Below are 25793 nucleotides of genomic sequence, written 5' to 3'. Positions count from 1 at the left end.
ACGACCCCCCACTGACAAAGGCGGGGATCAACGGCTCCGCGGCGGCCGGGAGCCCTTGCGCGCCGTGGTCGCGTAGTGCGGGGTGGGGCGGCGCTGGACGGGGATCGGGCTGACCGGCCCCCCGCGCAGCGGCGCCCGCCCCGGCCGCCGGCCCGTCGCCTCGGGTCCCCCCGACACCACGAGGGGGTCGATCATCACGACCACGGCGGCGAGCAGCAGGAAGCAGCCCGGTCCGATCATCATCGGCAGGAGCAGCGAGGTGGGCGCCTCGCCGGGCGGCGCGGGTGCGGCGTCGGGGTGCAGGTGCACCTGGAGCGCGGCCATCCCGGTGTAGTGCATCCCGCTCACCGCCACGCCCATGGCGACGCTGGCGCCGAGGCTGGGGAGGAAGCCGTGGACGGACACGGCCGCCCACAGCGCGGTGGTCGCGGCCACGACGGCGATGACGACGGAGAGCGAGACCGTGAGCGTGTCGTACTCGAACACTCCTCCGAAGTTCATTCCGGCCATACCGAGGTAGTGCATGGAGGCGACCCCGAGACCGGTGATCGTCCCGCCGGTGACCAGTGCCATGCGGGTCGCGCCCCGGTAGCCGACGAGGAAGATGCCGATGCCGACCATCCCGACGCCCACGGCGAGGCTGGCGTAGGTGAGGGGCCTGTCGTAGCTGACCGGTGCCTCCCTGACGCTGAAGCCCAGCATCGCGATGAAGTGCATCGTCCAGATGCCGGAGCCGATGGAGGTGGCGCCGAGAGCCAGCCATCCGGCCCTGGCGACGCCTCTCGCGCGCAGGGACCGCGTGGTGCACCGGAGACCGAGCGCGGCACCGAGGCAGGCCATGAGGAACGCCGTGACCGGGGTCACGGCGCCGTAGGTGAATCCGTCAACTGTGCCCTGCATGCTGGTACGCCCTTCGCGGTGTGCCCGGGTTCGGGGTGACCCTAAAGGGCAAGGCCCGGCAAGCAAACATAAGAGCGGCATTTTATCCGCCTCCGGGCCCTCCGGGGATCCGGTACCCAACATTCCGTTCACAACATGGCCATCATCACCCTCCCCGCCGTTGGGGATCGGGTGCGAGTCTCGACCTGTCCGCATCACGACGCGAGGAGTACACGTGTCCGTACGCACAGCAACCGCCTCCGGTGCAGCAGCGGCCCTGCTCGGCACCTGCTTCCTGCTGCCCGCCGCCCAGGCGCAGGCGACGGGAACCCAGGACAGCCCGGTCGTCTACGCCCACCGGGGCGCGTCCGCCTACGCCCCGGAGAACACCCTGGCCGCCGTGGACGCGGCGGACGACCTGGGTGTCGCGTGGGTGGAGAACGACGTGCAGCTCACCAAGGACGGCGTGCTGGTCGTCGTGCACGACACCACCCTAGGCAGGACCACCGACGCCGAGGAGGTCTTCCCCGGCCGTGCCCCCTGGGCGGTCAAGGACTTCACCGCCGCGGAGATCGCGAAGCTGGACGCGGGCAGCTGGTTCGGCGCCGGATTCGCGGGCGCCCGGGTGCCCACGCTGACGCAGTACCTGCACCGGCTCGAGCGCAATCACCAGAAGCTGCTCCTGGAGATCAAGAGCCCGGAGATCTACCCGGGCATCGAGAAGGAGACCCTGCGCGTCCTGCGTGAGGAAGGCTGGCTCGACCGCGCCCACGTCAAGCACAAGCTGATCATCCAGAGCTTCGGTGCAGAGAGTGTGAAGAAAGTCCACGCCCTGCGTCCGGACGTCGTGACGGGCTTCCTCGGCACCCCCGCCGTGGCCGAGCTGCCGTCGTACGCGGCGTTCACCGACCAGATCAATCCGTCGTACACGACGATCGGCGCCGACTACGTCGCGGCGGTCCAGAAGCTGAAGGGCGCTCACGGCAAGCCTCTGCGGGTGAACACCTGGACGGTGAACGACGCGGCGAAGGCGGCGCAGGTGGCCGGCTTCGGTGTGGACGGCATCATCACCAACAACCCCGACATCGTGCGGGAGGCCACCCGCTGAGCGGACCGGCGGGCCGGCGTTGTCGGTGCCCGGCCGTACCGTGGGTGTCGTGGAGAGCAACGAGCAGGTCGTGGAGTGGTCCGTCGTACCCAGCGGCATCGGCCCGCTGCTGCTCGCCGCGACCCGCCGGGGCCTGGTGACCGTGGGCTTCCACGCCCGGCCGGCGGTCCGGGACGCGACGCTCGGTCTGCTGGGGGCACGGCTGGGCGCGGAGCCCGTGGAGGCACCGGACTCCGCGCTGCTGGCGGAGCCGGTGCGACAGCTCGCCGCGTACTTCGCCGGCGAGCTGCGGGAGTTCTCGCTCGGCCTGGACTGGTCGCTGAGCTCCGGTTTCCACCGTGTGGTGCTGCGCGAGCTGGCGTCCGGCGTGCCGTACGGCACGATCGTGGGGTACGGGGACCTGGCGGCCCGGGTCGGCCAACCGGGCGCCGCCCAGGCCGTGGGGGCGGCCATGGGCTCCAACCCCCTGCCGGTGGTCGTTCCGTGCCACCGGGTGGTGGAGAGCGGCGGAGGACTCGGCGGGTTCGGCGGCGGGCTGGAGACGAAGCGGCAGTTGCTGGCGCTCGAGGGGATACTTCCGCAGCCGCTGTTCTGAACACCGGCCGCCCGTGCGGGAGGCCGCACCCTTGCGGTATTGCTCGATTCACCGCGCCGGACCGGTGCCGTCCGGAGGCACGGGCTGGCACACTGCGGCGGTGACGACAGCCTCCTCCTCATCCCGGATCACGGCGGCCGAACTGCCGGCCCTGCGGCGCCGGACATCGGCCGTGCTCATCGGCAGTCAGATACTCGGCGGCCTGGGCGTGGCCGTCGGTATCGCCCTCGCACCGGTCCTGGCGGCCGAGGTGAGCGGTTCCGAGGCGCTGTCGGGGCTGGCTCCCACGGCGTCCGTGACGGGTACCGCGCTGCTGTCGCTGCCGCTGGCCGCCCTGATGACCTCGCGGGGGCGGCGCCCCGGACTCGTCCTCGCCTATCTGACCGGGGCGCTCGGAGCGCTCCTCGTGGTGACCGCCTCGGTCGTGGGCAGCTTCCCCCTGCTGCTGCTCGGCATGGCCGGATTCGGCGCGGGTTCGTCGGCCAACCTCCAGGCACGGTTCGCCGCGGCCGACCTCGCGGAGCCCGAGCGGCGCGGTCGGGCGATCTCCCACGTCATCTGGGCGACCACGATCGGTTCGGTGCTCGGCCCCAACATCGCCGCCCCGGCGAGCGCGGTGTTCCGGGGCACCGTGGTGCCCGAGACCGCGGGCCCGTTCGCCTGGGCCTTCGTCATCTTCCTGCTCACCGGGTCCCTGGTGGCCGTGCTGCTGCGCCCCGACCCGCTGCTGACCGCCAGGGCCTTCGCCCCCGAGGGCACGGAGACCGCGGCGAACCGGTCGCTGCGGGCGGGCATCGCCGCGGTGCGGGCGGCCCCGATGGCCCGGCTGGCGCTCGTGACCGTCGCCGTGTCCCACACCGCGATGGTCTCCGTCATGGTCATGACCCCCGTCCATCTGGGGCACCACGGCGCGGACATCCAGTTGATCGGCCTGGTCATCAGCGGACACATCGCGGGCATGTACGCGTTCTCCCCCCTCATGGGCCGGCTCGCCGACCGGGCCGGACGGCTCCCCGTCATCGGTCTGGCCGCCGGACTGCTGTGCTTCGCCGCCCTGTTGGCCGGCACGTCGGGGGGCGGGCACGCCCGGACGGCCGCCGGGCTGTTCGTCCTGGGACTCGGCTGGTCGGCGGGGCTGGTCGCCGGATCGGCCCTCCTCACCGACTCCGTGCCGCAGGCGGCGCGGGCCGCCGCACAGGGCTTGTCCGACCTCACGATGAACGCGGCGGCCGGCGTCGGCGGCGCCCTGGCCGGTGTGATCGTGTCCCGGCTGGGCTACGGCTGGCTCAACGCCGTCGTCGCCTGCCTGCTCCTGCCGATGGCGGCACTCGCGCTGCGCCGGGCGACGGGACGTCCGGCCACGGGCTGAGGAGTGCGGTGAACGCGCGGGGGCGGACGCGGACCGGCGGGCCGCAGGGACGGTCGTGACGCTCGGGGGCCGCCCGGTGCGCGGAACCCCGGGACCGCGGCCGGCAGAACCGCCCTAGCCGCCCAGCCCCGTCCAGGCGGGACGGTGCGGGTCGTCGGCGCGTACGACCGTGTCCGAGGCGCCGGCCGGATCGGTCTCCGTCTCGTACCGCTCGAAGGCGGGCAGTGTCCACCGCTCGCTCTCCTCGGTACGCCGCCGCAACGCACCGGGGGTGAGGCTCAGATGGACCGTGAGGTCGAAGGGGAACCACCGGCCGAGGAGCAGCGGCCCGTGCAGGATCAGCACCCCTCCCTCGGGCAGCACCTGGTAGGGGCTGCGGGTCGCCCGGTCCGTGTCGGGGTTCCAGAGATCGGGCAGGACCCGTCCGCTGCCGCCCGCTTCGAGCGGGCGGAACACCTCGCGCCACAGCGCCCCGGTGTCGAACCAGCCGTCGGCGTACGAGTCGGGGTCCTCCTTGCCGTATTCGTAGCGCAGGCTGGCCGGGCGCAGGAAGCCGGCCGTGGAGACCGTGAGAACCGGACGCCCCCGGGCGCGCAGCGCGGCGGCGAGGTGGGCGGCGGCCTCCTCGGGGCGGGCCGCGGGTGCGCCGTCGACGCCGATCCTCAGCCAGGACCCCTCGTCGGCCGGTTCGAGTCCGTCGGCGTGGGCGGCGAGGGTCCGGGCCAGCCGGGGCCAGGTGATGGGTTCGAATCGCACCCGTCCATCATCGCTCTGCCGCAACCGGACCGGTGGCCGGATGCACGGGTGCCGGCGGTGCGGCGGGGACGGCCGGGCCGTGGCGGACCTCGGCGCGTACGGCGGGTCGCCCCGCCGGCTGTCCCTGTCGCACCGCCGGGTAGTCCCCTATCGCGCCGACGGGCAGTCCGCCGCCTCGGCGTCGTCGGACAGCGGGCTGCCCTTCGGGAGCAGGTACGTCACCCACAGCACGACGGGGTCGGTGCCCAGATTGCGTCCGATGTGCCGGTGGTCGGCCCCGGACGGTTCGATGAACGACGTACCCGCGGGTGTGACCTCGACCGAGCAGTCGTGGAGGGTCCGGGTCAGCGTCCCGGACTTGACGACGGCGATCAGCTGCCCGCTGTGGGTGTGCCACCCGGTGGATCCGCCGGGTGCCACGGTGATCTCCCGGAAGGTCACGTCCGTGCGGCCCTTCGGCGCCTTCACCTTGAGCTTGCCCTCCGAAGTGCCCTCGGCGTGGACCGTGCCGCTCACGCCGCTGCCCGGGGTGGCGACCGCCGCCACCGGCAGGAGGCCGAGCGCGGCCACGCCGACGCCGACGAGCAGGGCCTTGCGCAGGGTCACCCGCTTCTTGGCCCCGCCGCGGCTCTTCCCGCCGATCACGCTCTTCGCACCGACAACGCCGTCGAACCCCATGACCGACTCCTCAGCATCCGCCCGATGAACACGCTTACGCTACCGGCGAGTTGGTCATATGGCTTCAGGCGCGCGGGCATTGACCGCCACGGAGTTCATCGGCGAGCGGGCCCTCGCCGAGCACCTTTGCCCTGCCACCCTCGACCGCGTCCACGAGGGTGCTCCCGCCGCGGCCGACGGCCAGGACGGCGTCGGCGTCCAGTACGAGGCAGGCGTCGGGACGGTCGGCGGGGCCGTATCCGTAGACCTCGCCCGGCGCCTCCGCGCCGATACGGAGGTGGAACTCTCCTTCAGGCAGGCGGACTTCGACGACTCCGCTGTGGGTGAGGCCGTCCAGGGCGCGCAGCAGCGGGAGGGCGAACCAGTGCGCTCTGACCGCGTCCGTCGGGCGGCGTTCGTCGAGCGCGGGGGCGCCCCACCGGGCGAGCGCGGTGAGCACCGGGAGCAGTCCGCGGCCGTGCTCGGTCAGTTCGTAGACGGCGGCGGCCGCGGGGGGCGGCAGGCGGCGGCGCACGGCCAGGCCGCCCTGCTCCATGTCCCTGAGCCGTGAGGCCAGCACGTCCGTGCTGACTCCGGGCAGATCGGCGTGCAGATCCGTGTACCGGCGCGGACCGGCCAGCAGTTCACGGACGATCAGCAGGGTCCACCGGTCCCCGACGGAGTCGAGGGCACGGGCGGTGGCGCAGAACTGGTCGTAGCTCCGGCGGCGGGCGGGGCGTGCGGGCTGCTGCTGACGTGGCATGCGACGCAGTCTAGACATGTTGTTGGACTTTCCAAGCCCGAGCTTGGTAAAACCAAGTATCGCAATTCACGTCGGGGAGGCACCGCATGGAGTTCCGGCAGTCCAGCAAGCTCAACGAGGTCTGTTACGAGATCCGGGGTCCGGTCATCGAGCAGGCCAACGCCCTGGAGGAGGCGGGGCACAGCGTGCTCCGCCTCAACACGGGCAATCCGGCGCTCTTCGGCTTCGAGGCGCCCGAGGAGATCGTGCAGGACATGATCCGGATGCTTCCCCAGGCGCACGGCTACACCGACTCGCGCGGCATCCTGTCCGCCCGGCGCGCCGTCGCGCAGCGCTACCAGGCGATGGGGATGGCCGATGTCGACGTGGACGACATCTTCCTCGGCAACGGGGTCTCCGAGCTGATCTCCATGGCCGTCCAGGCACTCCTGGAGGACGGCGACGAGATCCTGATCCCGAGCCCCGACTATCCGCTGTGGACCGCCGTCACGACGCTCGCGGGCGGGAAGGCCGTGCACTACACGTGCGACGAGGGCGCGGACTGGAACCCCGACCTCGCCGACATGGCCTCGAAGATCACCGACCGCACCCGGGCCATGGTCATCATCAACCCGAACAACCCGACGGGCGCGGTCTACTCCCGCGACGTCCTCGACGGCATGCTCGACCTGGCGCGCAGGCACGGACTCATGGTGTTCGCCGACGAGATCTACGACCAGATCCTGTACGACGACGCCGAGCACCACAGCGTGGCAGTACTGGCTCCCGACCTCCTCTGCCTCACCTTCAGCGGTCTGTCGAAGACGTACCGCGTCGCGGGATTCCGTTCGGGCTGGATGGTGGTGTCGGGTCCGCGGCAGCACGCCCGCAGCTATCTGGAGGGGCTCACCATGCTCGCCTCCATGCGGCTGTGCCCCAACGCCCCGGCGCAGTACGCGATCCAGGCGGCCCTCGGCGGCCGTCAGTCGATCCGGGACCTGGTGGCCCCGGGAGGCAGGCTCCACGAGCAGCGCGACCGGGCCTGGGAGCGGCTCAACGAGATTCCCGGGGTGTCGTGCGTGAAGCCCAAGGGCGCGCTGTACGCCTTCCCGCGCATCGACCCGAAGGTCCACGCCATCGTCGACGACGAACGCTTCGTGCTGGACCTGCTGCTGCGGGAGAAGATCCAGGTGGTGCAGGGCACCGGGTTCAACTGGCCGCGCCCGGACCACTTCCGCATCCTCACCCTCCCGCACGCCGACGATCTGGACGCCGCCATCAGCCGTATCGGCCGCTTCCTGAACGGATACCGCCAGTGACTCGCGGGGCCTGTGGCGTTCCCGTGCTCACGCAGTCCGCCTCCCCGGATCTGGTGGGCGCCGTCGTGGAAGGCGGCCTCGACGCGGTCGTCCACCTCCACAACCCGTCGGGGACGACGGCAACGACGCGCGCGGCGGACCTTCCGCTGCCGGTCTTCGAGCGGTCCCTCGCCGGCCGGGGCGTGTCCCTCCCCGGTGGTGAGCGGAACGGCTGACGGGCACCACCACCCTACGAGTCCGGAGGACCACAGCCCATGGACACCGAACCCTCGCCGGCAGGAGCGGGACGGCCGGACGGACCGCCCGTGCGGCTCGGCGCTCTCGTACCGCTGACCCCGCCCGGCTGGACCGACGCGGGCCGGCATCTGCTCGCCGGACTCGACATGGCCGTCGACGAGGTCAACGCGGCCGGCGGTGTCGACGGCAGGCCGCTGGAACTCACGGTCAGGGACACCGCGGCTGATCCGCACAGGGCGGAGGCGGTGGTGGACGAGCTGGCCGCTCTGGGCGTGAGCGCGCTGGCCGGCGAATACCACAGTGTCGCCGCCCGCGCCGCCGCCACCAGGGCGGAGGCCCTCGGTGTGCCGTTCCTCTGCTCGTCGGCCGTTCTCGACGCGCTCACCGGACAGCCGACCGAAAGCATCGCTCGCATCGCCCCGGCGCAGTCCCACGGCTGGCGGCTGTACGCCGACTTCCTCCTCGGCGCGGGCCACCGCAGGATCGCCGTGGCGACCGAGCCGGGCGCCTACTGGGCGTCCGGGGCCGGCGTCCTGCGGGACCACCTCGCCCCGCACGGCGGCACGGTCGTCGGACTCGACGCGCGCACGCTCACCCCGGACGCGGTGTGCGACGCGCTCGCCGGCAGCGGTGCGACGGCCCTTCTCCTCCTGGTGGGCAGTCCGGAACCGGCCGTGTCGATCGTCCGGTCCGTCCGTGGCGACCGGCGGCTCTCCGGGATCCTGATCGGTGCTCCGGCCGGGCAGCCGGAGTTCGGCTCCTGGGCGGCTTCGCTGGGTTGCGACGGTGCCGCCATCCCGTTCCTGCGCTACCTGCCCGAGCGGCTCGGCCCGCTCGGCGCCCGGGTGGAGAAGGACCTCCGCGAGCGGCTGGGCGAAGCGCCGTCCTTCGTCGCCCTGGAAGGCTACGACACCGTCACCGTCCTCGCCCATGTGCTGCGTTCGCACGGCGCGGACCGGGCACGCGTCGCCGCGGCCTGGCCGGGCGTCTCGGTGGAAGGCACCCGGGGCCTGATCAGGTTCTCCCGTACACCGGGCATCGGTGTCCGCCAGTGGACCTGGGCACCGGTACAGGTCGCCGACCGGGACCCGTCCGATCCCGGCCGGTTCCGGGTCCTCCACACCGGCTGAGACCGGCCTGCCCGGGGCCGTGCGATCGGTTTTCCCGTTGTGCGTGAGGCTCGTCCGGCGGACGCCGCCGGTGCTAGCTTCTTCGCCGTGACGGAACACCAGGACGAGACACGGGTGGCCTACGACGGGGTCGTCGAGCTGTACGCGTCGATGTTCGCCGACCGGCTGGAGACACGGCCGTTCGCGCGGGCCATGCTCACCGCCTTCGCCGAACTCGTGCGCGGGACGGAGAACCGGCGGACGGCCGATGTCGGCTGCGGTCCCGGGCACCTGACGGCCGTGCTGCGTGATCTGGGCCTGGACCCCTCCGGGTTCGACCTCTCCGCGGGTATGGTCGGCCACGCGCGGCGGGCCCATCCGTCACTGCGGTTCGAGCAGGCGCGGATGGAGTCGCTTCCTGTCGAGGACCGCTCCCTCGGCGGCGTGCTGTCCCACTACTCGATGATCCACACCCCTCCCGGGGAACTCCCCGCACTGCTCGCCGAACAGGTGCGGGTCCTGGCGCCGGGCGGACTGCTCCTGGTGTCGTTCTTCGCGACCGACGCACCGGAGCCCGTCCTCTTCGACCACAAGGTGGCCCCCGCCTACAGCTGGCCGGTGGACCGGTTCGCCGGCCTGCTGGCCGGGGCCGGGCTCGATCCGTTCGCCCGGCTCGTCCACGATCCGGCCTCCGAGCGCGGCTTCCTCGAAGCGCACCTGCTGGCCCGCCTCCCCGGGAGTCCTGCCGCGTGACCGCCGGGCGGCGGCTGCGGCGTCAGCCCCGCAGGGCGGTGAGCGCGGCGACCGGGTCGGGGTCGGGAGCGGCCCGGGGCCACCAGTCGTCCTCGCCGGGGTCGGATTCGTAGCCGTACCAGCGGTTGTCGTGGCCGAAGCGCAGCTGAAGGGTTCCCGTGGCGTCGGTCAGGCGGTTGCGCCGGGGCTGGAAGCGCGGGAAGTCGGCGGAGGCCAGGGCGGGCCGCGCCCGGTCGAACGGGCCGGCCGGCGGGTCCCAGGCGGTCTCGAGCACCTCGAGCCCTTCCGCGCCGCCCTGCCGCCACGCGGCGACGGCCCGGGCCAGGTCCGTCGTGCTGCGGCCGGTGGCGAAGGCCAGCTCACGGTAGAGCGCCCGGGTCGTCGCGGTGAGTCCGGCGGTGGGCCGGGACGCGGCGATCCGTACGGCGTCCTGCCAGGTGCCGAGCCCGGCGAGCGGGTCCTCGCCGGTGGTGAGCATCGTGTGCGCGCGGGCCGCCGCGTCCCTGGCCAGGTGGTCGAGGCCGAGCGGGTCGCGGGCGCCGGGCAGTTCCGGGTAGGAGGGCGGCTCCCCCGGATACTGCGGCACGGGCAGCGGCGCGGGCAGCGGCGGCAGGAAGCGGTCGGCCAGCGCGTCGGAGGCCGCGACCGACGGCATGGCGGGGGTCTCGGGGCGCTCACGGGCGGAGTGCTCGGCGTTGCGGCGGCCCAGCTCGTCGAGGAGCTCGCGCTCACCGCGGCCCCGCATCAGCAGCAGGACGAACGGGTCGCTGTCGAGGAGCCGCGCCGTCTGGAAACAGAGCGCCGCCACGTGCTTGCAGGGCCAGCCGCGGTCGGGGCACGAACAGTCCGGGTCCAGGTCACCGGCGGCGGGCAGCAGCCGGATTCCGGCCTCGCCCGCCGTGTCGACCAGGGAGTGCGGCATCTCCTTGTCGAGGAGCGCGGACAGGTGCCCCGGCCGGGCGGCGACGGCGTCCAGGAGGGTGTCCCAGTCGGACGCGGGGAACGAACGCAGGCGCAGCTCGGCGCGGTAGGGGCGGGGACGGCTGCCGTGGACGTAGGCGATGACCCGGCCGGGAGTGACGGTGATCGCTGCGACATGGCCCCCGTCGGCGTACTCACGGCCGCGTGCGAGCCGTGCCTCGTCCATCGACAGGGATTCCAGGGCCTCCACCCAGGCCCTGCCCCACCAGCTCTCGGCGAAGGGGCCGTCGGCGTCCGAGGTGCGGGCGGGCACGGCTTCGAAGGTGCGTCGCAGGTCGTCGGGGCCCGGACGGGCGGCGGGTCCGCCGTTCGGGCTCATGAGGTCCTCCGGAGGGAGACGAGGTCGGCGAGGTCGCGGTCGTCGAGCTCGGTCAGAGCGGCCTCGCCGGAGCCGAGCACGGCGTCCGCGAGGGCACGCTTGGACTGCAGCAGTTCGCCGATCCGGTCCTCGACCGTGCCTTCGGCGATCAGCCGGTGCACCTGCACGGGCTGGGTCTGGCCGATGCGGTACGCCCGGTCGGTGGCCTGCTCCTCGACCGCCGGGTTCCACCACCGGTCGTAGTGGATGACGTGGGCGGCCCGGGTGAGGTTCAGGCCCGTGCCGGCCGCCTTGAGGGAGAGCAGGAAGACGGGGACCTCGCCGGACTGGAAACCGTCCACCATCCGTTCCCTCTCGGGTACCGGCGTGCCGCCGTGCAGCAGTTGGGAGGGGATGGACCGGGAGGCGAGGTGGGCGGAGAGGAGACGGGCCATCGACACGTACTGGGTGAAGATCAGGACGGAGCCGTCCTCGGACAGGATGGTGTCGAGCAGCTCGTCGAGAAGGGCGAGCTTGCCCGAACGGCCGGTGAGCCGGGTCGGCTCCTCCTTCAGATACTGCGCCGGGTGGTTGCAGATCTGCTTGAGCGAGCCCAGCAGCTTCATGATCAGTCCGCGCCGTGCGATGCCCTCGGACTGCTCGATGAACGCCATCGTCTCGCGGACGGCCGCCTCGTAGAGGGTGGCCTGTTCGCGGGTGAGGAAGACGGGGTGGTCGGTCTCGGTCTTGGGCGGAAGCTCGGGCGCGATGCCCGGGTCGGACTTCTTGCGGCGCAGCAGGAAGGGGCGCACCAGCCGGGAGAGCCGCTCGACCGCCTCCTCGTTGCCCAGGCCGGCGGCGGTGCCGGTGTTCTCGACGATCCTGGCGTGCCGGGAACGGAAGGCCTTGAGCGGGCCGAGCAGGCCCGGGGTGGTCCAGTCGAGCAGGGCCCACAGCTCGGAGAGGTTGTTCTCCACGGGGGTGCCGGTCAGGGCGACGCGCGCGGGGGCGGGGATGGTGCGCAGCGCCCTGGCCGTCGAGGAGTGCGGGTTCTTGACGTGCTGTGCCTCGTCGGCGACGACGAGGCCCCAGCCGTGCGCGGCGAGCTGCTCGGCTCCGGAACGCATCGTGCCGTAGGTCGTGAGGACGAAGCCGCCGTCGGAGCCGTCGAGGGTGCGGTCCGTGCCGTGGAAGCGGCGCACGGGAACACCGGGTGCGAAGCGGTTGATCTCCCGGTGCCAGTTGCCGAGGAGGGAGGCGGGACAGACGACCAGGGTGGGTTCGGTCCGCGCGCGGTGCAGATGGAGCGCGATGACGGTGATCGTCTTGCCCAGGCCCATGTCGTCGGCGAGACAGCCGCCGAGGCCGAGCGCGGTCATCCGGTCGAGCCAGGCGAGGCCGCGGAGCTGGTAGTCGCGGAGGGTGGCGTGGAGGCCGGGCGGGGCGGGGAGGGTGGCGTCCTCGTCGAGGATCCGCTCACGGAGCGCGGCGAGGGCTCCGGCCGGCACGGCTTCGACCTGTTCGCCGTCGACCTCGGCGCTGCCGGTGAGGGCCACGGCGAGCGCGTCCACCGGGTCGAGCAGGCCGAGCTCGCGCTTGCGTGCCTTGCGGACGAGTGCGGGGTCGACGACGACCCACTGGTCGCGCAGTCGCACCACCGGCCGGTGCGCCTCGGCCAGGGTGTCCATCTCCGCCTCGGTGAGCCGGTCGTCGCCGAGGGAGAGCTGCCAGTCGAACGCGAAGAGCTGCTCGGCGTCGAAGAAGGAGGTGCCGTCGGTCGCCGAGCCCGGCGCGGGCCGGACGACCGCGGCGGCGGTGAGCGAGCGGGCGAGCTCCCGGGGCCAGTGCAGAGCCACCCCGGCGGCTGCGAGCCGTGCTCCGGCGGGGCCGATCAGCTCGTACAGCTCGTCCTCGGTGACGGCGAGCACGTCGGGGACGGGCTGGTCGAGCAGCCGCTCCAGCGGCGGCCAGACACGGGCCGCCCGGCGCAGCGCGAGCACGGCGTCGATCCGGGCGCGCGGCCCGAAGGGCTCGCCCGCGCCGCCGCTCCACAGGGTGGCCGCGTCGGTGACGTACGTCGGATCGGCCAGGCTGTGCACCTGGGTGATCGCGGCGGCGGCATGGCGCGTGGTGGCCGCCCCGTCGTCGCCGGCCGTCTCCCCCGGGGCCCCTGCCGCGTCGAACAGGTCGTACGCCGACAGATCGAGCCGGAGCGAGACGCGCACCCCCGCGTCGAGGCCGGCTGCGACCTCGACGGCCCAGGCCCGGGCCTCCGGCAGATACTGCGCCTCCCGGGCGGCGAACGGCGCCCCCATGGCATGGGCCGCGGCGGGCGTCCGGGGCAGGGTGTCGGCGACGGCGTCGAGGAAGGCGCCGAGCAGCGCGCGGGGTTCGGGGACGCGCAGGGGTGTGCCGTCGAGCGGGACGGCGTGCCCCTCGGGCGGCATCGAGGCGGCGACGGCCCTGAGATGGGCGATGTCCTCCGCGTCACGCGGTCCGGCCCGCCAGGCGTCGTGGCCGTCGGACGTCAGCCCCGGCAAGATCCTGCCGCGTGCGACGAGCGTGAGGGCGTGCAGGGCGGCCGCGCCCCACGCGCGGGTGGCGGGGTGGGCGGACGCGCGGTGCCGGGCCCGCGCGAGCAGGGGCACCGCGTCCGCGACGGGAAGCGCGACGGCGGGCACGATGCGGGTGCGGACCCCGTCCGTGCCGTGCCGCTCGACGACGGTGAGCTCGGTGAAGGTGAAGGCCTCGGTGTCCACGTCGGGACCGGCGAGGTCCTCGCCCGTCCCTGGGCCGGGGGCCCAGAAGGCTATGCGGCCGTCCCGGGGAAGCGCCGCCGGCAGGAAGACCGCGGCGCACCGGAGCAGCCGTTCGGCGGTGACGTCCTGCGTATGCCGTGTCATGCTCACCGCCCCTCACTGCCTCGATCCGGTGTCGTCTCTCCTGTCCCGGTGAGTCTAGGCGGGGGGTGTGACAACGCCCGCCCCGGCCGTGTCTCCAGGTCGGAGCGGGCGCGGGGCGGTGCCGGTGGCGGGTGGGACGGCCGTGTCAGTGGTGGCTGAAGGGGTTGCCGCGGCGACGGCCGGACGGCTCCGGATCGAACTCCGGGACCGTCTCCGGGTCGAACTCCGGCACACCGTCCGGAGCGGCTTCCGGCAGGCTCCCGTCCGGGCCGGTGTCCTCATCCGTGAGGGGCGCGTCCGGGAGCGGCTGGTCGGTGAAGGTCTGCGCCGTGACCGCGGGGTCCACGACGTCCGGGTCCATGGGGGACGCCGGTTCGGCGGGTTCGGCGGGCCGCTCCGGTGCCGGCTGTCCGGACCCGTCCTGTGGCCGCCCCGCGGCGACGGACGGCTGCGGCCCCTGCTGGGCGCGCTCCAGGAAGCGGAGCAGCTCCACGGGGAAGGGCAGGACGAGCGTGGAGTTCTTCTCGGCGGCGACCGCGACGACCGTCTGCAGCAGCCGCAGCTGGAGCGCCGCCGGCTGCGTGGACATCTGCTGCGCGGCCTGGGCGAGCTTCTTCGACGCCTGCAGCTCCGCGTCGGCGTTGATGACCCTCGCACGCCGCTCACGGTCGGCCTCGGCCTGCCGGGCCATGGACCGCTTCATCGTCTCCGGCAGGGAGACGTCCTTGATCTCCACCCTGTCGATCTGCACACCCCAGCCCACCGCGGGGCTGTCGATCATCAGCTCCAGGCCCTGGTTGAGCTTCTCCCGGTCGGACAGCAGATCGTCCAGGTCGCTCTTGCCGATGATCGAACGCAGGGAGGTCTGCGCCATCTGGGAGACCGCGAAACGGTAGTCCTCGACCTGGATCACCGCGCTCGCGGGGTCCACGACCTTGAAGTAGATGACGGCGTCCACCCGCACGGTGACGTTGTCGCGCGTGATGCCGTCCTGGGCGGGCACCGGCATCGTCACGATCTGCATGTTCACCTTACGGAGCCGGTCGACCCCGGGGACGATCATGGTGAACCCCGGGGGACGCACCTCGTCGTGGAGCCGGCCGAGCCGGAGCACCACGCCCCGTTCGTACTGCTTGACCACCCGGGCCGCGGCCATGGCGTACACCAGACCGCCCGCGAGCACCGCCACCAGGGCAACCACCAACGCCTGGACCATCACGGCCCCCTGCCTACAGGGTGCGTTTCCGCACCCGCCTATCACGCCCTATTAACACCATATGCCCGATACGCACACCTGCGAACCTCTGTCCGGGTGTCAGGGGACCCGGCCGGCCGCGCACGGGATGCCGGTGCGCGACCGACCGGGCAGGGTGGCCAGCGCCAGCACGTCCCCGAGACGTACCGATGAGCCGGACGAGCAGACGAGGACCCGCCCATGTCCGTCACCGCGCCCCCCACCGTTCTCCGCCGCCGTGCCGCTATCGCCGCCGGTGCGACCCTGCTCGTCCTGGCCGTCACGGGCTGTTCCGGCCTGGGGCGCACGGCGGTCGGACCGGTCTCCTACACCACCGGCAAGGACGAGGTCGTCAGCGTGCACAGCCCCTCGGTGAAGGGCTGCCACACGATGGGGCCCGACGGCGCGACCAAGGTCGACAACCGGACCCTGATCGACATGGTCCTGTACACCAGCCGCGACTGCAGCGGCCAGGGCACCGCCTACGTGGCCACCACGTTCTCCGACACGAACGCGGCGAGCGCCCGGCCGTGGCGCAGCTACACCTTCATCCACTGAGCGGGCGGGGTCACGGCCGACGGGGGCGGGCCAGCACCCAGACACCGTCCGGGGTCAGGCAGCGGTCGACCACGAGCCCCGCCTCCCCCAGATACGCCTCGAACCGCTCCACGGACAGCTCACGCGACCGGAAGGTCTGGGTCCAGCGGGCGTCCTCGAAGACGTACTCCACGCGCACCTCGTCCACCCCCTCGCCGACCGGGTGCGCCGAGAGGATCCGGATGACACATCCTGCGGCCGGGTCCTCCCGCTCCCGGGGCACGGCGGAGTGGTAGTCGGCGGCCTCCCGCTGGACGAGGACGAGGCCGTCGTCCTTCACGTACGTGCGGCAGGTCCTGAGCAGCCCCTCCCTGACCCGGTGATCACCCGAGTGCACCAGGAACGATCCGAGCACGACCGCGTCGAACCGCTCCTCCCCCAGGTCCAGGGTCTCGATGGGGCTCAGGACCGTACGGGCTCCGCGCACCCGCTCGAGCATCCCCGGCGACTCGTCCACCGCGGTCACCTCGAAGCCCCGGGCGACCAGCGGGTGGGTCACCCGGCCGGCGCCGCAGCCCAGTTCGAGAATGCTCGCTCCTGGCCGCAGCACCGAAGCGATCACCTCCGGCTCGGTGCCGACGGACAGGCGTGCGTACAGCTCGACGGCACACCCGTCCGGCGTGATCGAGCCCGGCCCCGTCCCCGTGTATCCCTCACGTACCAGCGGTCCGCTCATACATCCGGAACGGGCGGGTGCCGCGGCGCGTTCCCCTCAGCACTGCGGGTAACGGCCGTCGGGCCAGGACACCGGCTGCTCCAGCTCCATGCACAGGTCGTCGGCGACCTCGGCGATCACGGACCGCCCCTCGGTGACGGCAAGCCAGGTGGCCGGCAGCCGTACGTCACCGTGGTGCGCGCCGAGCAGGTTGCCGCAGATCGCGCCCGTGGAGTCGCTGTCACCGGAGTGGTTGACCGCGAGCAGCAGCGCCTCGGCGACGTCGTCGGCCCCGGGGAGCACGAGGGCGCAGTACACGGCGACGGCGAGCGCCTCCTCGGCGACCCAGCCCGCGCCCAGGGACTCGACCCGCTCCGCGGTGGGCCGGCCCCGGGCCGCGAGGTCGACCGCCGCACGTAGGGCGGCCGTCGTCTCGTCATGGCCCGGATGGCGGCCCAGCAGGTCCACGGCGCGCAGGACGGCGCCCTCGGGCGAGTCGCCCTGCAGCAGATGCGTGACGATCGCGGCGAGCGCGCCCGCCGCGTAGGCGCCGGTCGGGTGGCCGTGGGTGATCAGGGCGCACCGGGCGGCCAGCCCGAAGGCGGTCGCCGCGTCCGTGCCCAGCAGGCCGAAGGGGGCCGACCTCATCACCGTGCCGCAGCCCTTGGACTGCGGGTTGACGGGGCCCGGCAGACCGAGCGGGGCGCCGGTCCGCGGGACGTGGCGGGCGGCCAGACCCGTGAGGCAGGCGTTGCCGGGCGCGCGGCGCGCGTACAGCCAGGGCTGCTGCCGGAGCCAGCCGGTCCGTACGGGCTCGTCCCCGCCACGCGCGGGCGGGGCGGGATGATTCTGGGTGTCGAGCCAGCGCAGGTAGGCGTTGCGGACGAGCTCCACCTCGGCTCCCGCGGTGCCGGTCGCGACCGCCCGGGAGTGGACCCTGATCAGCCCTTCGACCGTGAAGAGCGTCATCTGGGTGTCGTCGGTGATCCGGCCGACGACACCGTCGGCGTCCGGGACCGGGCCGCGTATCCCCCGCTCGCCGTGGCCTCTGCGGATGCCGTCCAGGGAGAGGAACTCGACCGGGTTGCCCAGTTGGTCCCCGACCGCACCGCCCAGCAGCGTGCCCCGCACCCTGGACCGGCGGGCGACGGCGTCACCCCAGGCCGCCGCCCCTGTTGCCGTGTGCCCGTGCCCGGTCGTCGTCACAACCCGCTCCCCGTCGTCCGCCCGCCTGTTTCCGTACGCCGCGCCTCGGGGTCATGCTGGAGACGAGGCGATCGTGATGCGTACCGGAAATGAACCGTCCACCGCACGCAGCCCCCTGCGGATGCGACTCTGGCTGAGTCTATGGGGCATGATCTGGGCCGCGCTGGGGCTGGCGGCCTTCGTGGCGACCGGACGCGTCGGCTGGGCGACGGCGTGCGGGGTGCTGCTGGTGGTCACGGTCACCGACCTCTGCTTCGTGGTCCGGCATCTGCGGCAGGGGCCGCGCTACCAGCCGGGCCGGGACGTCCCCCCGTACGAACCGGACAGGGGCGGGCGGGCCCGGTACCGCCGCTGAGACCACGGCCCCGAGCGGGTACCGGCCGGTCGCGAGGTCAGCGGCGACGGCCCCGTCGGCGCACGCTCGTGGGGCGCGGGCCCGTCAGCCGCGTCGCGGACCCGTCAGCCGCGTCGCGGACCCGTCAGTCGCGGGCTTCGCCGTCGCGGGCCTCGCCGTCGCGGTCCTCGAAGCGGGCGGCCTGGAGGTACTCCGGCTTGGGGTCGAGCGCGGCGGCCAGACGGAAGTGGCGGGTGGCCTGCTCGGGCCGGCCGGCCCGCTGGAAGGTACGGGCGAGCGCGAAGTGCGCGAAGGCGTTGTCCGGCTCGCGTTCCAGGACAAGCTCGAACTCCAGCTCGGCCGGGCGCAGTTGGGCCGCTGCGAAGAAGGCCCGCGCACGCAGCAGCCGCGCGGCCGTGTTCTCGGGGTGGGCGCCGATCACCGAGTCGAGCAGCTTGACCGCACCCCGCGGGTCCCGTGCGGCGAGCAGCTGCTCCGCCGCGCGGAAGTCGATGACATGCGTTTCCGGGTTCTTCTCGGGCACGGCCCTATCCTTCCCCTCGTTGCCAGGTCTTCAACATCCGGCCACAGGCGCGTATTCCGGCCGGGTGGCGGGCGGCCGGGCGAGCACCGGCACGGCGACGGCCGGACGGGGGCTCCGGCGGGCCCCCGGGATCAGCTCGCGGCGGCCCGCGCCGCGAGGTCCGACCAGACCGTGCGGACCTGGGACTCCAGGTCCTCCAGCGGACCGTCGTTGTCGATGACGAGATCGGCGACGGCGAGGCGCTGCTCGCGCGTCGCCTGCGCGTCCATCCGCGCACGGGCGTCGGACTCCGTCATGCCACGGAGCCGTACGAGCCGGTCGAGCTGGGTCGCGGGCTTCGCGTCGACGACCACGACGAGGTCGTAGAGCGGTGCGAGGCCGTTCTCCGTGAGCAGGGGGACGTCGTGGACGACGACCGCCCCGGCTGCGGCGGCCCGCTCCAGTTCCGCGGAACGCGCCCCGACGAGGGGATGGACGATGTTGTTGAGCGTGGCCAGGCGCGCGGGGTCCGAGAACACGATCGAACCGAGCGCCGGCCGGTTCAGGGAACCGTCCTGGGTGAGGATGCCGGGACCGAAGGCCTCGACGACGGCCGTGAGCCCCGGGGTGCCGGGTTCGACGACCTCGCGGGCGATCCGGTCGGCGTCGATCACCACGGCTCCGTAGCGTGCGAGCAGCCGTGACACTTCGCTCTTGCCGGCGCCGATCCCGCCGGTCAGGCCCACTTTCAGCATGTGCCGAGCCTAGCCTCCGGCCGCGCGGCGGCCGGAGGTCCCCTCAGGAATCGCCTTCGCGTTCCGCGAGGAAGCGCTCGAACTCGCGGCCGATCTCGTCCGCCGACGGCAGATCGGCCGGCTCCGCGACGAGATTGCCGCGGGTCTCGGCTCCCGCGAGCGCGTCGTACTGGTGCTCCAGCCCCTCGACGAGGGAGACGAGCTCCTCGTCGCCCTGGCCGACCTGCCGGTCGATCTCGGTCTGGGTCCGGTGCGCCTCCGTGCGCAGGGTGTGCGCCACGCTCGGCAGGACGAGCCCGGTCGCCGCCGTGACCGCCTCCAGGGCGGTGAGCGCGGCGTCCGGGTAGGACGACCTGGCGACGTAGTGGGGCACGTGGGCGGCGACACCGAGGACGTCGTGCCCGGCCTCCATCAGCCGGTACTCCACGAGTGCCTCGGCGGACCCGGGGACCTGCGCCTCGTCGAAGGGGCTGCGGTGGCCGGGCATCAGGTCCGTGCGGTTGCCGTGCGGGGTGAGGCCGACGGGCCGGGTGTGCGGGACGCCCATGGGGATGCCGTGGAAACTGACCGCGAGGCGGACGCCGAGCCGCTCCACGACCTGTTCCACCGCGGCGGCGAACCGCTCCCACTCGACGTCGGGCTCGGGTCCGGAGAGGAGCAGGAACGGGGCACCGGTGGCGTCCTGGACGACCTTGACCTCGAGGGCGGGCGACTCGAACGACGTGTACCGGTCGCGCTTGAAGGTCAGCAGCGGGCGACGCGCCCGGTAGTCGACGAGCCGGTCGTGGTCGAAGCGGACCACGGTCTGGTGCGGCAGCGTCTCGAGCAGGCCGTCGACGATCTGCTCGCCGGTCTCGCCCGCGTCGATGTATCCGTCGAAGTGGTAGAGCATGACCAGGCCGGCCGACTCCTGGGCGAGCGCCATGTCGACCACGGCCAGGCCCTTCGGCTCCCATTCGTACAAACTCTGCGGATCAGGCACGGTTACCGCTCCTCCTCGTGTTCCTGGACAAGAACGCCCCGTCCGGCCAGGGCATTCCCGTCGGCACGCATTCCCTCGCGATCAGGCCGGCAGGCGGCTGCGCGGAACCGTCCCCGCCTTCCGTGCCGAGGTGAACTCCCTTGCTGCCAGGCGTCGGTGCGGCCGAGGTGGTCGACCGCCGGCGAAGTGCACATGTCCTGCGGGCCCGTTGGGCGGTGCCGGGGCCGGCGCGTCGAGGGGCGGGCGCCGGTGTGGACTCCGCGGAGGGTGTCATCCACCGGCTCCCCTCGTGATCCCGGCGTTGCGCGGATCCTGGCACGGGGGTGTTACGGGCCGTCAGCCACTCGGGGGTCCCGCACGTTTCATTCCCCCCGCCCCCGCCCGGCACTCCCCGTCCCTGCCGGGCACAATCGCGCCCCCGTCCGGACATGCGTGAGGCCCGCCCCCCGAAGGGGACGGGCCTCACTCACAGCTCTACAGCTACTGCAGCCGATGAGCGGCTGGGGTCAGAGCGTCAGCTCTGGCCGCCGGCCAGCTTCTCGCGCAGGGCAGCCAGGGCCTCGTCCGACGCCAGGGCGCCGGAGTTGTCCGCGGACTCCGAGGAGTACGAGCCGCCACCGCTGCCGCCGGAGGCAGCCGGGGCAGCGCCGGCCGGGGCGGCAGCACCCTCGGCAGCGGCGGCCTCGTCGGCCTCGCGGGACTTGATGACCTGGGCCTGGTGCTGCTCGAAGCGCTGCTGCGCCTCGGCGTACTGGGTCTCCCAGACCTCGCGCTGCGCCTCGAAGCCCTCGAGCCAGTCGTTGGTCTCGGGGTCGAAGCCCTCGGGGTAGATGTAGTTGCCCTGGTCGTCGTACGACGCGGCCATGCCGTACAGGGTCGGGTCGAACTCGACCGAGGCCGGGTCCCCACCGAAGGCCTCGTTGGCCTGCTTCAGCGAGAGGCTGATGCGACGGCGCTCGAGGTCGATGTCGATGACCTTGACGAAGATCTCGTCGTTGACCTGGACGACCTGCTCCGGGATCTCCACGTGGCGCTCGGCCAGCTCGGAGATGTGGACCAGGCCCTCGATGCCCTCGTCGACGCGGACGAACGCACCGAAGGGAACGAGCTTGGTGACCTTACCGGGAACGACCTGCCCGATCTGGTGCGTGCGGGCGAACTGCTGCCACGGGTCTTCCTGCGTCGCCTTGAGCGACAGCGAGACGCGCTCGCGGTCCATGTCGACGTCGAGGACCTCGACGGTGACTTCCTGACCGACCTCGACGACCTCGGAGGGGTGGTCGATGTGCTTCCAGGACAGCTCGGAGACGTGCACGAGACCGTCGACGCCACCCAGGTCCACGAAGGCACCGAAGTTGACGATCGAGGAGACGACGCCGGAACGGACCTGACCCTTCTGCAGGGTCGTGAGGAACGTCTGGCGGACCTCGGACTGGGTCTGCTCGAGCCAGGCACGGCGGGACAGGACCACGTTGTTGCGGTTCTTGTCCAGCTCGATGATCTTGGCCTCGAGCTCCTTGCCCACGTAGGGCTGGAGGTCGCGGACGCGACGCATCTCGACGAGCGACGCCGGGAGGAAGCCACGGAGGCCGATGTCGAGGATGAGACCACCCTTGACGACCTCGATGACCGTACCGGTGACGATGCCGTCTTCTTCCTTGATCTTCTCGATGGTGCCCCAGGCACGCTCGTACTGAGCGCGCTTCTTCGAGAGGATCAGGCGGCCTTCCTTGTCCTCCTTCTGGAGAACCAGGGCCTCGATCTCGTCGCCGACCTTGACGACCTCGTTCGGGTCGACGTCGTGCTTGATCGAGAGCTCGCGGCTCGGGATGACACCTTCGGTCTTGTAACCGATGTCGAGGAGGACCTCGTCGCGGTCAACCTTGACGATGACACCGTCAACGATGTCGCCGTCGTTGAAGTACTTGATCGTCTCGTCGATCGCCGCGAGGAACGCGTCCGCGTCGCCGATGTCGTTGACCGCAACCTGCGGAGTGGTGGCGGTGGTCTCGGTGCTGCTCGTCATGTGGGAAAGGGCTCCGGTACGGACAGTGAGTCGTAGGTACTGCTACGCCGTAAGCCCGTATCGCCTCTGCAGAAGCCGGACAGCCTGGAAAGCACCCCACCTGACCGGAAAGGCGCCTCGACAACCGAGGGGACATGCAACAGACGCGAGCGCAGCCTGCTAGGTCTGAAGCGCGCAGGCTCGCGACGCAACTTGTAGCATACGGGGGCAGCCGGACAGGGTCAATGCGCGAAGGCGCACACCCGGGGCGCAACACCCCAATCCCGGCACAACTCACGTTCGCCGAGGCCACATCGGTCACCACGGCGTGTCGCGCGCGCACGGCCGTACTGACCCGTGCGGGCCGGAGGGCACCCGCACGAAGCGGGTGAAGGCAAACTACAACGACGGGCACGATGAGCCAAGAGACCTACGACTCCGAACCCGAAGCGACCCGGCGGGAAGCCGGTGCGGCGGAGAGCAGCCGGGCGAACCGCGGATGGTGGGACCGGAACGCCGACGAGTACCAGAGCGATCACGGAACGTTCCTCGGGGACGACCGCTTCGTCTGGGGTCCGGAAGGGCTGGACGAGGCGGAGGCGGGCCTGCTGGGCCCCGCCGACGCGCTGAAGGGCATGGACGTCCTGGAGATCGGGGCCGGCGCCGCCCAGTGCGCGCGCTGGCTCGCCGCCCGGGGCGCCCGGCCGGTGGCCCTGGACCTCTCCCACCGCCAGCTCCAGCACGCCCTGCGCCTCGGGGGCGGCGTCCCCCTGGTGGAGGCCGACGCCGGCCGGCTCCCGTTCCGGGACGGCTCCTTCGACCTGGCCTGCTCCGCCTACGGCGCGGTGCCCTTCGTCGCCGACCCCGTCCAGGTGTTCCGCGAGGTGCGCCGCGTGCTGCGGCCGGGGGGCCGCTGGGTCTTCTCGGTGACGCACCCGATCCGCTGGGCGTTCCCCGACGAACCGGGACCGGAGGGCCTGTCCGTCTCCGCCTCGTACTTCGACCGTGTGCCCTACGTGGAGCAGGACGAGCGCGGCGACGCGGTGTACGTGGAACATCACAGGACCCTGGGCGACCGGGTCCGGGACGTGGTGGCGGGCGGGTTCCGGCTGGTGGACCTCGTGGAACCGGAATGGCCGGCCTGGAACGACCAGGAGTGGGGCGGCTGGTCCCCGCTGCGCGGCAACCTGATCCCCGGCACGGCGATCTTCGTCTGCGAGCGGGACTCCCGCGACGGCGCGTAGGTACCGGCCGCCCGCGGTGCGGGGGCGGCGTACGACACTGGGGGCGTGATCCGCACCGACGTCCTGGACCAGTTGCCCGTCCGCACCGCCGTGCCCGCCCTGGAGCGCGCCCTCGACGAGCGGGGTGCCGCGGTGCTCTGTGCGCCGCCCGGGACGGGGAAGACCACGCTCGTACCCCTGGTGCTCGCCGGGCTGACCGGGGGCGGCCCGGCGCGCAGGGTGCTCGTCGCCGAGCCCCGCCGGATCGCGGCGCGGGCCGCGGCGCGGCGTATGGCGTGGCTGCTCGGCGAGCGGACCGGGGGGCGGGTCGGTTTCACGGTGCGCGGTGAGCGCGTGGTGGGGCCGGACACCGTGGTGGAGGTCGTGACCACCGGGGTGCTGCTCCAGCGGCTGCAGCGCGACCAGGAACTGGCCGGGGTCGACGTGGTGATCGTCGACGAGTGCCACGAGCGTCATCTGGACGCGGACACGGCCGCCGCCTTCCTGCTCGACGTGCGGGGGACGATCAGGCCGGACCTGCGCCTGGTCGCGGCCTCGGCGACCACGGACGCCGAGGGCTGGGCGCGCCTGCTCGGTGACGCGCCCGTGGTGGAGGCGCACGGTGTGTCGCATCCGGTCGAGGTGGTGTGGGCGCCGCCCGCCGGGACCGTGAGGCCGCCGCACGGGATGCGGGTGGACCCCGCCCTGCTGACGCACGTGGCCTCGGTGGTGCGCCGGGCACTCGCCGAGCGGGACGGCGACGTCCTGTGCTTCCTGCCCGGCGTCGGCGAGATCGGCCGGGTCGCCGCACAGCTCGCCGGCGTGGACGCCGAGGTGCTCCAGGTCCACGGGCGCGCGCCCGCCGCCGTGCAGGACGCGGTGCTCGCGGGTCCGTCCGGCGGACGCCGGGTGGTGCTGGCGACCTCCGTGGCGGAGTCCTCCCTCACGGTGCCGGGGGTGAGGGTCGTCGTGGACTCGGGGCTCGCCCGGGAACCGCGTACCGACCATGCCCGGGGACTGGGCGCGCTGACGACCGTACGGGCGTCTCGGGCGTCGGGCCGCCAGCGGGCCGGCCGCGCGGGGCGGGAGGCCCCTGGCGCCGTGTACCGGTGCTGGGAGCAGGCGGAGGACGGGCGTCTCGCCGCGTTCCCCTCCCCCGAGATCAAGGTGGCCGACCTCGCGGCGTTCGCGCTGCAGGCGGCGTGCTGGGGTGATCCGGACGCCTCCGGGCTGGCGCTCCTGGATCCGCCCCCGGCCGGCGCCCTGGGCGCGGCGCACGAGGTGCTGGCCACGGTCGGCGCGGTGGACGCGACAGGACGGGCGACGGACCGGGGCGTACGGATGTCCCGGATCGGCCTGCACCCCCGCCTGGCCCGGGCTCTCCTTGACGGCGCGGACGAGGTGGGCGGGCGGCGGGCCGCGGAGGTGGTGGCGCTGCTGAGCGAGGAGCCGCCGCGGGAGTACGGCGACGACCTGGCGCACGCGTTGCGCACGGCGCGGCGCGGCGGCGACGGTTACGCCGCTCGCTGGCGGCAGGAGGTCAGGCGGCTCTCGGGTGCGCTCGGCGCCCCGGGCGGCGCGGCCGGCGGCCCGGACGACGTGGCCGTGGGTCTGGTGGCGGCGCTGGCGTTCCCCGAGCGCGTGGCGCGGGCCCGGGGCGAGGGGGCGTTCCTGATGGCGTCGGGTACGGGTGCGCTGCTCGCCGACGGCTCACGGCTGCGCAGCGCGCGGTGGCTGGCGGTCGCCGTCGCCGACCGGCCGGCCCATGCCGCGTCGGCCCGGGTGCGGCTGGCCGCCGTCGTCGACGAGGCGACCGCGCGGCTGGCCGCGGGGCACCTGCTGTTCTCCGGCGAGGAGGTGCGCTGGGCGGACGGCGACGTGGTGGCGCGTTCGGTGGAGCGGCTCGGGGCCGTGGAGCTGTCCGCGCGGGCGCTGCGCGCCCCGGCCCCCGGGCTGGTGCGCGGGGCACTGCTGGAAGGGCTGCGGCGCGAGGGGCCGGGGCTGCTGCGGTGGACCGGGGACGCCGCGGGGCTGCGGCTGCGGCTCGCGTTCCTGCACCGGGTGCTGGGGCAGCCGTGGCCGGACGTGTCGGACGACGCGCTGCTGGCGCGGGCCGACGAGTGGCTGGAGCCCGAGCTGTCGAGGGCCGGGCGCCGCGCGGATCTGGCGCGTATCGACGCGGGGCAGGCCGTGCGGCGCCTGCTGCCGTGGGCGACGGGGGACGCCGCCCGGCTCGACGAGCTGGCCCCGGAGCGGATCGAGGTGCCCAGCGGGTCCCGGGTCCGGGTGGACTACGGCGGCGAGCAGCCCGTGCTCGCGGTGAAGCTGCAGGAGCTCTTCGGGCTGGGCGAGACTCCCCGGGTGGCCGGGGTGCCCGTACTGGTCCACCTGCTGTCCCCGGCCGGGCGCCCGGCCGCGGTGACGGCGGACCTGGCGTCCTTCTGGCGGGAGGGGTACCGGGACGTGCGGGCGGAACTGCGCGGCCGCTATCCGAAGCACCCGTGGCCCGAGGACCCCACGACGACGGAGGCGACCCGCTTCACGTCGGCGCGGCTGCGCCGGGGCTGAGGGGC

Annotated in this window: 24 protein-coding genes; 11 read left to right on the top strand and 13 right to left on the bottom strand. The window is 73.3% G+C overall.

Annotated elements, in window-relative coordinates:
• Nucleotides 1-27 precede the first annotated feature (27 nt).
• Nucleotides 28-900, bottom strand: a complete 873-nt coding sequence (locus tag IA22_RS0105055) for an MHYT domain-containing protein (protein WP_030122850.1) — start codon at nt 898-900, stop codon at nt 28-30.
• 214 nt (nt 901-1114) lie between these two features.
• Here IA22_RS0105055 and IA22_RS0105050 point away from each other — a divergent pair, with 214 nt between their 5' ends.
• The 3 genes from IA22_RS0105050 (at nt 1115) to IA22_RS0105040 (ending at nt 3951) form a co-directional block, all read left to right on the top strand.
• A complete protein-coding gene (locus IA22_RS0105050) occupies nt 1115-1987 on the top strand; it encodes a glycerophosphodiester phosphodiesterase (RefSeq protein WP_030122849.1) in 873 nt (290 codons plus the stop codon).
• Nucleotides 1988-2036: 49 nt separating this feature from the next.
• Nucleotides 2037-2582, top strand: coding sequence for a methylated-DNA--[protein]-cysteine S-methyltransferase (locus IA22_RS0105045; protein WP_030122848.1), 546 nt, complete (start codon nt 2037-2039; stop codon nt 2580-2582).
• A gap of 100 nt (nt 2583-2682) precedes the next feature.
• Nucleotides 2683-3951, top strand: coding sequence for an MFS transporter (locus IA22_RS0105040; RefSeq protein WP_030122847.1), 1269 nt, complete (start codon nt 2683-2685; stop codon nt 3949-3951).
• 114 nt (nt 3952-4065) lie between these two features.
• Here the strand turns inward: IA22_RS0105040 and IA22_RS0105035 are convergent, their stop codons facing one another.
• From IA22_RS0105035 to IA22_RS0105025, 3 genes are all read right to left on the bottom strand, one after another.
• Complete coding sequence (locus tag IA22_RS0105035) at nt 4066-4707, bottom strand: nucleoside/nucleotide kinase family protein (protein ID WP_030122846.1); 642 nt, start codon at nt 4705-4707, stop codon at nt 4066-4068.
• Between the two features lie 147 nt (nt 4708-4854).
• Nucleotides 4855-5385, bottom strand: coding sequence for a cupin domain-containing protein (locus tag IA22_RS0105030; RefSeq protein ID WP_030122845.1), 531 nt, complete (start codon nt 5383-5385; stop codon nt 4855-4857).
• A 64-nt stretch (nt 5386-5449) separates the two neighbouring features.
• Nucleotides 5450-6145, bottom strand: a complete 696-nt coding sequence (locus IA22_RS0105025; protein ID WP_030122844.1) for a winged helix-turn-helix transcriptional regulator — start codon at nt 6143-6145, stop codon at nt 5450-5452.
• Between the two features lie 68 nt (nt 6146-6213).
• Here IA22_RS0105025 and IA22_RS0105020 point away from each other — a divergent pair, with 68 nt between their 5' ends.
• The 4 genes from IA22_RS0105020 (at nt 6214) to IA22_RS0105005 (ending at nt 9524) form a co-directional block, all read left to right on the top strand.
• On the top strand, nt 6214-7425 hold the full coding sequence (locus IA22_RS0105020; protein WP_014156858.1) for a pyridoxal phosphate-dependent aminotransferase: 1212 nt from the start codon (nt 6214-6216) through the stop codon (nt 7423-7425).
• Between the two features lie 23 nt (nt 7426-7448).
• Nucleotides 7449-7640 carry a hypothetical protein gene (locus IA22_RS0105015; protein ID WP_245229538.1) on the top strand — a complete coding sequence of 64 codons (192 nt, stop codon included), beginning with the start codon at nt 7449-7451 and terminating at the stop codon, nt 7638-7640.
• Between the two features lie 39 nt (nt 7641-7679).
• Nucleotides 7680-8792: an ABC transporter substrate-binding protein gene (locus IA22_RS0105010; RefSeq protein ID WP_030122842.1), complete on the top strand. Its 1113-nt coding sequence runs from the start codon at nt 7680-7682 to the stop codon at nt 8790-8792.
• An 87-nt stretch (nt 8793-8879) separates the two neighbouring features.
• Nucleotides 8880-9524, top strand: coding sequence for a class I SAM-dependent methyltransferase (locus IA22_RS0105005; protein ID WP_030122841.1), 645 nt, complete (start codon nt 8880-8882; stop codon nt 9522-9524).
• 22 nt (nt 9525-9546) lie between these two features.
• Here the strand turns inward: IA22_RS0105005 and IA22_RS0105000 are convergent, their stop codons facing one another.
• The 3 genes from IA22_RS0105000 to IA22_RS33965 all read right to left on the bottom strand — a co-directional run bounded on the left by IA22_RS0105000 (nt 9547) and on the right by IA22_RS33965 (nt 14922).
• Entirely contained in the window at nt 9547-10824 is a 1278-nt protein-coding gene (locus IA22_RS0105000) for an SWIM zinc finger family protein (protein ID WP_030122840.1), read from the bottom strand.
• Nucleotides 10821-13706, bottom strand: coding sequence for a DEAD/DEAH box helicase (locus IA22_RS0104995; protein ID WP_030122839.1), 2886 nt, complete (start codon nt 13704-13706; stop codon nt 10821-10823). The genes IA22_RS0105000 and IA22_RS0104995 overlap by 4 nt, the downstream gene beginning before the upstream one ends.
• A gap of 145 nt (nt 13707-13851) precedes the next feature.
• A complete protein-coding gene (locus IA22_RS33965; RefSeq protein WP_033248548.1) occupies nt 13852-14922 on the bottom strand; it encodes a slipin family protein in 1071 nt (356 codons plus the stop codon).
• Between the two features lie 219 nt (nt 14923-15141).
• Here IA22_RS33965 and IA22_RS0104985 point away from each other — a divergent pair, with 219 nt between their 5' ends.
• Nucleotides 15142-15498: a hypothetical protein gene (locus tag IA22_RS0104985; protein ID WP_030122837.1), complete on the top strand. Its 357-nt coding sequence runs from the start codon at nt 15142-15144 to the stop codon at nt 15496-15498.
• Nucleotides 15499-15508: 10 nt separating this feature from the next.
• Here IA22_RS0104985 and IA22_RS0104980 read toward each other — a convergent pair whose 3' ends face one another.
• The gene (locus tag IA22_RS0104980; protein WP_030122836.1) at nt 15509-16213 is read right to left on the bottom strand and encodes a class I SAM-dependent methyltransferase; all 705 of its coding nucleotides are present in this window, start codon (nt 16211-16213) and stop codon (nt 15509-15511) included.
• A 36-nt stretch (nt 16214-16249) separates the two neighbouring features.
• Nucleotides 16250-17398 carry an ADP-ribosylglycohydrolase family protein gene (locus IA22_RS0104975; RefSeq protein WP_030122835.1) on the bottom strand — a complete coding sequence of 383 codons (1149 nt, stop codon included), beginning with the start codon at nt 17396-17398 and terminating at the stop codon, nt 16250-16252.
• Nucleotides 17399-17474: 76 nt separating this feature from the next.
• Between IA22_RS0104975 and IA22_RS0104970 the strand changes: the two genes are divergently transcribed.
• Entirely contained in the window at nt 17475-17753 is a 279-nt protein-coding gene (locus IA22_RS0104970; RefSeq protein WP_030122834.1) for a DUF6343 family protein, read from the top strand.
• Between the two features lie 124 nt (nt 17754-17877).
• Here IA22_RS0104970 and IA22_RS0104965 read toward each other — a convergent pair whose 3' ends face one another.
• From IA22_RS0104965 to rpsA, 4 genes are all read right to left on the bottom strand, one after another.
• Nucleotides 17878-18276 carry a tetratricopeptide repeat protein gene (locus IA22_RS0104965; protein WP_015576760.1) on the bottom strand — a complete coding sequence of 133 codons (399 nt, stop codon included), beginning with the start codon at nt 18274-18276 and terminating at the stop codon, nt 17878-17880.
• A gap of 131 nt (nt 18277-18407) precedes the next feature.
• Nucleotides 18408-19010, bottom strand: a complete 603-nt coding sequence (gene coaE, locus IA22_RS0104960; RefSeq protein ID WP_015576761.1) for a dephospho-CoA kinase — start codon at nt 19008-19010, stop codon at nt 18408-18410.
• A gap of 43 nt (nt 19011-19053) precedes the next feature.
• Nucleotides 19054-19992, bottom strand: coding sequence for a PAC2 family protein (locus IA22_RS0104955; protein WP_014156845.1), 939 nt, complete (start codon nt 19990-19992; stop codon nt 19054-19056).
• A gap of 514 nt (nt 19993-20506) precedes the next feature.
• Entirely contained in the window at nt 20507-22018 is a 1512-nt protein-coding gene (gene rpsA / locus IA22_RS0104950; protein ID WP_014156844.1) for a 30S ribosomal protein S1, read from the bottom strand.
• Between the two features lie 395 nt (nt 22019-22413).
• On the opposite strand from rpsA, the gene IA22_RS0104945 reads away from it, so the two are divergent.
• Both IA22_RS0104945 and hrpB read left to right on the top strand, forming a co-directional pair.
• Nucleotides 22414-23241 carry a class I SAM-dependent methyltransferase gene (locus tag IA22_RS0104945; protein WP_014156843.1) on the top strand — a complete coding sequence of 276 codons (828 nt, stop codon included), beginning with the start codon at nt 22414-22416 and terminating at the stop codon, nt 23239-23241.
• Between the two features lie 45 nt (nt 23242-23286).
• Entirely contained in the window at nt 23287-25788 is a 2502-nt protein-coding gene (gene hrpB, locus IA22_RS0104940) for an ATP-dependent helicase HrpB (RefSeq protein WP_015576765.1), read from the top strand.
• Nucleotides 25789-25793: the final 5 nt, after the last annotated feature.

The sequence above is a fragment of the Kitasatospora papulosa genome (assembly GCF_000717245.1).
Classification (GTDB): domain Bacteria; phylum Actinomycetota; class Actinomycetes; order Streptomycetales; family Streptomycetaceae; genus Streptomyces; species Streptomyces papulosus.
The sequence above is the reverse complement of the archived record's forward strand: the minus strand, read 5'-3'. Positions and strand labels throughout refer to the sequence as shown.